The sequence below is a fragment of the Nostoc sp. UCD121 genome (genome assembly GCF_014222285.1).
GTDB lineage: Bacteria > Cyanobacteriota > Cyanobacteriia > Cyanobacteriales > Nostocaceae > Nostoc.
Genome location: NZ_JACKZS010000332.1, coordinates 1 through 5,282, shown reverse-complemented (window position 1 = coordinate 5,282; position 5,282 = coordinate 1). Strand labels below are relative to the sequence as shown.

At 40.3% G+C, this 5,282-nt stretch carries 5 protein-coding genes, 1 tRNA gene and 1 pseudogene; 2 read left to right on the top strand and 5 right to left on the bottom strand.

What is annotated here, in order from left to right; translation table 11 throughout:
- The first annotated feature begins 43 nt into the window (after positions 1–43).
- Both GNF10_RS34830 and GNF10_RS34825 read left to right on the top strand, forming a co-directional pair.
- Positions 44–1,114 (top strand): glycosyltransferase family 1 protein, encoded by a 1,071-nt coding sequence (locus tag GNF10_RS34830; protein ID WP_185586273.1) that lies wholly within the window; start codon positions 44–46, stop codon positions 1,112–1,114.
- A gap of 84 nt (positions 1,115–1,198) precedes the next feature.
- On the top strand, positions 1,199–2,350 hold the full coding sequence (locus tag GNF10_RS34825; RefSeq protein ID WP_185607411.1) for a glycosyltransferase family 4 protein: 1,152 nt from the start codon (positions 1,199–1,201) through the stop codon (positions 2,348–2,350).
- Here GNF10_RS34825 and GNF10_RS34820 read toward each other — a convergent pair.
- The 5 genes and pseudogenes from GNF10_RS34820 to GNF10_RS39140 all read right to left on the bottom strand — a co-directional run.
- Entirely contained in the window at positions 2,336–2,908 is a 573-nt protein-coding gene (locus GNF10_RS34820; RefSeq protein WP_185586275.1) for a YdcF family protein, read from the bottom strand. The two genes, GNF10_RS34825 and GNF10_RS34820, sit on opposite strands and share 15 nt — an antisense overlap.
- A 236-nt stretch (positions 2,909–3,144) precedes the next feature.
- Positions 3,145–3,450: a hypothetical protein gene (locus GNF10_RS34815; protein ID WP_185586276.1), complete on the bottom strand. Its 306-nt coding sequence runs from the start codon at positions 3,448–3,450 to the stop codon at positions 3,145–3,147.
- Positions 3,419–3,491 (bottom strand) — tRNA-Arg (locus GNF10_RS34810). The genes GNF10_RS34815 and GNF10_RS34810 overlap by 32 nt, the downstream gene beginning before the upstream one ends.
- Before the next feature lie 60 nt (positions 3,492–3,551).
- Positions 3,552–4,754 carry a murein hydrolase activator EnvC gene (locus tag GNF10_RS34805; RefSeq protein ID WP_185586277.1) on the bottom strand — a complete coding sequence of 401 codons (1,203 nt, stop codon included), beginning with the start codon at positions 4,752–4,754 and terminating at the stop codon, positions 3,552–3,554.
- 160 nt (positions 4,755–4,914) lie between these two features.
- Positions 4,915–5,157: pseudogene (locus tag GNF10_RS39140) on the bottom strand (tRNA-dihydrouridine synthase family protein); the annotation flags it as partial.
- Between the last annotated feature and the right edge of the window lie 125 nt (positions 5,158–5,282).

Genomic DNA, 5,282 nt, shown 5'->3' with positions numbered 1-5,282 from the left:
ATATTTGTTAGTTTTTGGTTATATTAAAAAGGTGAAGTAATTTATGTCATCAATAGTAATTAATGCTAGAACTCTTACTCAACCATTAACTGGAATACAACGCTATGCTTATGAGGTTATTAAGCGATTCCCAAGACTTAAATTAGTTGCTCCTGGTCAACCAATCTCAGCTTTTAATGATATTAATTTACAGCACTTTCTTGTCGTAAACCAATTTTTGGGAGGACACCTATGGGAGCAATTAGTTTTACCAACTATGATTTCCAACAAAGATTTGTTATGGTCTCCAGGTGGATTAGGAGCTATTTGTGTTTCTAAACAAGTTTTAACTATTCATGATGTGGCTTCTTTTGAATATCCTCAATGGTATAGTAAAAAATATACCCTGTTATACAATACTGTCTGGCCTAAATTGATACCTAAATTACCTCGAATATTAACAGTTTCAGAATTTTCTAAAGAACGTATTTCATCAATCCTTAAAGTACCTAAAGAAAAAATTTTTGTAACTCCTCATGGAATTGACACTCGATTTTCGCCTCAATCGCAAGAAGTGATAAAAGATAAGCTGCAAAGACTAGGTGTTAACCAACCGTATATCTTAGCGCTTTCTGCTATATCACCAAGGAAAAATTTTCAGCGACTGTATGAAGCTTGGAAAATTCTATGCTCACGCTTAAGTGATGTTTGGTTAGTAGTTGTTGGAGAGCAGGGTCTTGCTTTCTCAGGCAAGATTTCTCAAGAGGAAATGCCACCACGGACTCTTTACCTTGGTCGTGTTGATGATATGTATTTACCTGCTTTATACAGTGGGGCACTTACGTTCGTATATCCCTCACTTTATGAAGGATTTGGTATTCCACCTTTGGAAGCAATGGCTTGTGGAACTCCTGTCGTTACCTCTAATTTGACTGCTCTACCAGAAGTAGTAGGTGAGGCAGCTATCATTATTAATCCATACGATATAGAAGAAATTGCTTGGGGCATTCAAAAGATAGTAGAAAGCAGCACAATGCAAGAGTCTCTGCGTATAAAAGGATTGAAGCGAGTCCAGTCATTTACGTGGGAGCATACTAGTACTCTAACCTGGAAGGCTCTCCAAGATATTGCTTAAATGCAGCATTCATTCGGGAGCAATGCTAAAAAGTATGATAGATTGTCAAAATTTTTCTAGCAATTGAAAGTAAATATAACCTAAATGTTTATTAAAAAAGTTTTGCTTTATATGATCACGCAGTCTGAGCTTGGGGGTGCCCAATCTAATATTATTGACTTGATTAAGGGCTTTAAACAAGACTACGATGTACATCTTGCAACTAGAGTTGAAGGTCCATTGACCGAATCTGTAAAGGCAATTAATGTACCTGTACATTTGTTTCCAAACCTAGTTCGTCCTATTAATCTGTTAAATGACTATCGTGCTATCCAGGAATGCTTATCATTAATTCATGTAATTAAACCAGATATAGTTCATGCTCATAGCAGTAAAGCAGGATTGGTTGCCCGTCTTGCAAGTTGTAAATATCAGGTTCCTGTAGTTTTTACTGCTCACGGTTGGGGATTTAGTTCTGGAAATCCTCTCATTCGTAGATGGATTGCTTTACTTAGTGAAAAGTTGGCTGCTCCCCTAGCAAAAAAGATAATTTGTGTTAGTGAAAGCGATCGCCAGTTAGCCCTAAGTCTTGGTGTTGGTAATCAAAACTCGTTAGTTACTGTTCGTTATGGAATCAGCAATATTAATACTCCTATTCCGATAGCTAATCCTGCTAAAGATTTACCCAGATTAATTATGGTGGCACGTTTTAACGAACAGAAAGACCAATATACTTTACTAAAAGCAATCGCTCAACTATCAAACTATCCTATTCATCTTGATTTAGTTGGTAGTGGTTCATCATTAGAAGCCTGTAAAACTTTAGCGCAATCGTTAGGAATTGCGGATCAGGTTTCTTTTTTGGGCGATCGTACAGATGTTCCTAACTTGTTAGCCCAGTCTCAAATCTTTATCCTTAGTACACACTATGAAGGTTTACCCATCAGTATTTTGGAAGCTATGCGTGCTGGTTTACCGATTATCGCTACTAGTGTCAATGGTATTCCTGAAGAAGTTGTTCACGGTAAAACAGGCTTCCTAGTACCACGTCAAGATGTACAAGCACTTGCTGATGCACTGAAAACCCTTATTCAATCTCCTGAAACTCGTCAAAGAATGGGTGAAGCGGGTAGACAAAAATTTTTGCAGGAATTTACGGTTGAGCAGATGATAAATGAAACTAGAACCATATATGAACAAGTTTTAGAAAAAGAATACTCACAAAAAAGTATCTTACAAAAGCTACTCCGAATTTAGTCTAGGATTCAAACTAGATCCAGTTCTTCCAAAGAAAATCCACAAAAACGATCGCCCACAATCTCGCAACACCCGCACCAATGATTCTGATGGCTGATTTTGAGACGCTACAGCCACAGGTGTAACCACAGTTCCCTGGCTACCCAAAACTATGGTTGCGATCGCTCTTGCCCGCCTCAAATGATAATCTGACGTAATCAAATAAATATGCTGTAACCTCTGGTGAGCAAAATCTCCCGCCAAAGTCGTGAAATTAGTCACAGTATCCGTTGCTCTACCATCCAAATGCAACTTAGCTTCAGCAACACCATACTGTAAAAATATCCGGCGATTAGCGTCTAAATTCCAAGCAAAATCAGAAACCCAAATATCTAAATTCTGCCGAGACTGCCAAAATTGCGCCGCAAACCTCATCCGTTCAGCATCACCCCCCAACACAAAAATAGCCTGTGGTAATGGGGTTTGATAAAAAGCGATCGCAATCCTAACCGGAATTATACTAGTTAACAGAAGTGCGATTGCTAAAACCAACCACATCAATCTCTGCTTGCGTTTCATTCAAAGCTTACCTAACTCATAGCGATCGCGGGATGATTTTAAAATTATTGTGGATGGGCATATTGCCCGTACCTGCTTTTTTGCGCGGACAATATACCATCCAACAAGAGTCTATCCTTTTATTGTGCAACGTCAAAATTCTGATTAAATGGATGCGGCAAATACCAACACATTTGACGTTTTATTTTGATTTTTAACTCAAACTTAAGTAAATGTACAACCTTTGAATTAATGAGTCAGGGGTGCTTATTTGCATCACTCCTGACTCTTTGATTTTCTTCGATAGGTTTTATTGATTTAGATTTAATAACTCGTTGAGGTCGATTGAGAAACTTTAACTGTTCAAACCAAAGCAGAGCGATCACGTTTTGCTCAGATAAACCAGCCACGGTATTAAGATTGACATCAACACGTCCAGTCTTAACCAAAGAAAGCATAGCTGTGGCAGAATCAGCATATCTGCTTGAGTAGATATAGCCGAGATAATAATTGTCAATAGAAAATAAAAAACGAGCGCGGAGGGATTTGAACCCCCGACCCACAGAACCGGAATCTGTTGCTCTATCCACTGAGCTACGCGCCCTTAATCTCCACTATTATAGCACGTCTATGATAAAGTTCTCAGCCTAGAAAAACTTGGTTTTCACAGATAATTAGCTGGGTCTACCGGTGTACCATTCCGACGGACTTCAAAGTGGAGGTGTGGGCCAGTTGAGAAACCTGTGGAACCCACAGCAGCGATCGCTTGTCCGCGTTCAACTGCTTGTCCTTCGGAAACATACAACTCGCTGGTATGTCCGTACAGTGTAGTCATACCATTGCCGTGGTCAATAATTACGGCTCTACCATAACCACCATACCATCCAGCAAAAATTACTCTGCCTGAATCGGCTGCCCGAATTTTACTACCATAGCTAGCGGCAAAATCTAACCCAGCATGAAAACGACGATAGCCAAGGATGGGGTGTACCCGCCAGCCGAAGGGACTACTAGTAGAAGCGTCGCTAGGATATGCCATTACACCGGTTCCTCGAACGATCGCAGTTCGGCTGTTGGTTTTTGTTTGTGCCTCTTCTGTTGCTCTGGCTTCTCCTACCTTTTTTTGAATCAAGACTTCCAGATTTTTTGATTCCCTCTCTAACTGGTTTTGCGCTGCTTCCAAGGCTAGGCGATCGCTATTGAGGCGCTGAATTAATTCTGATTGTGACTCCGCCTGAGTTTGATAACCGACTTTTTGTGCCAGTAATTGCTCACGAATTAAGGCAATTTCGTTTTTTTGTTGTTCTATGCCCGTTTTTTGTTGATTTATCAGGTTTGCTTGGGCGTTGAGTTTCACCAAAATTTGCTCGTCTGCCTGATACACTAACTTCAACTGATGACGACGACTGATAAAATCGCTGATATTTTCACTTTGGAGCAAAACTGCCCAGCCAACAGATGCAGGCGATCGCTGGAGATAACGCAATCTTGCTACTGTTGCTATTTGCCGCTCTTCATAAGAACGTTGTGCTACAGCTAAATCAGTTTCCAACTGCTGGAGGCGTTGGGTGGCAAGTTGTAATCGAGATTCGCTCTCTTGAAGATAGCTATCTGTAGTTTGCAGATTTTGCTTTAAACCGGTGAGGTGTTTTTGGGCCTCTTGTTGGAGATTTGTTAAGCGATCGCGATCTTTAACCACACTCTGACGCTGCTGGTTCATTTGTTGCTGCTGTTGTCGCAGAGTATCAATAGACCCTGTAGATGTTGCGTGTACTGGAATTAATGAGAAAAAAATCCACAGAATGCAGCAAAAGACAAGAGATAAACAGCCAAAAACCAGATTTTTCCCTAGAAATCGCGCTCTCATAGCGTCAACCTAACCAAAACGATGCTTTCAAACACTATGAGGATTATTCCCAAAATCTGATTCACTCACTCCATGTATCAAATTGATCTGCTAAGTTGTAACACAAAGATTCTGGCTATGTCAGCATGAATCAACTGGCTGCCAAACATAGTTGCCATCGTTAGACGCTCAAGGAGGGTGCTAGGGCTAAAGTTTTCGTACTATCAGCGATCGCAGAGGTTAAGCAAGTCTATCTCGATCTGCGTTTGTCGCATCAGCCGCAGAAAATGACCTTCAGTGTCAACACTCAGGGTTATGTAGTTGAGGAATGAGGAATATTTTCAGATAGCCTACGCGCGATCGCTCTGGCATAGTTGCTGCTGTGGGGCTTTGCCATAAACGAATAGTTGCGTACCTCTACTAAAAAAGCCGATAGAGAAGCATTTCAGCTAGATTGCTGGCATTTTCAAACACCCTCTGATCACTATTTTTCAAATCTTGTATGCAACTGGATCTAAAAATAATTCACTGAATATCAATAAATAATTC

Excerpts from the sequence above, each read along its gene's own strand:
- GNF10_RS34830 (WP_185586273.1), top strand. The coding sequence starts at position 44 with ATGTCATCAATAGTAATTAATGCTAGAACTCTTACTCAACCATTAACT.
- GNF10_RS34825 (WP_185607411.1), top strand. The coding sequence starts at position 1,199 with ATGTTTATTAAAAAAGTTTTGCTTTATATGATCACGCAGTCTGAGCTT.
- GNF10_RS34820 (WP_185586275.1), bottom strand. The coding sequence starts at position 2,908 with ATGAAACGCAAGCAGAGATTGATGTGGTTGGTTTTAGCAATCGCACTT.
- GNF10_RS34805 (WP_185586277.1), bottom strand. The coding sequence starts at position 4,754 with ATGAGAGCGCGATTTCTAGGGAAAAATCTGGTTTTTGGCTGTTTATCT.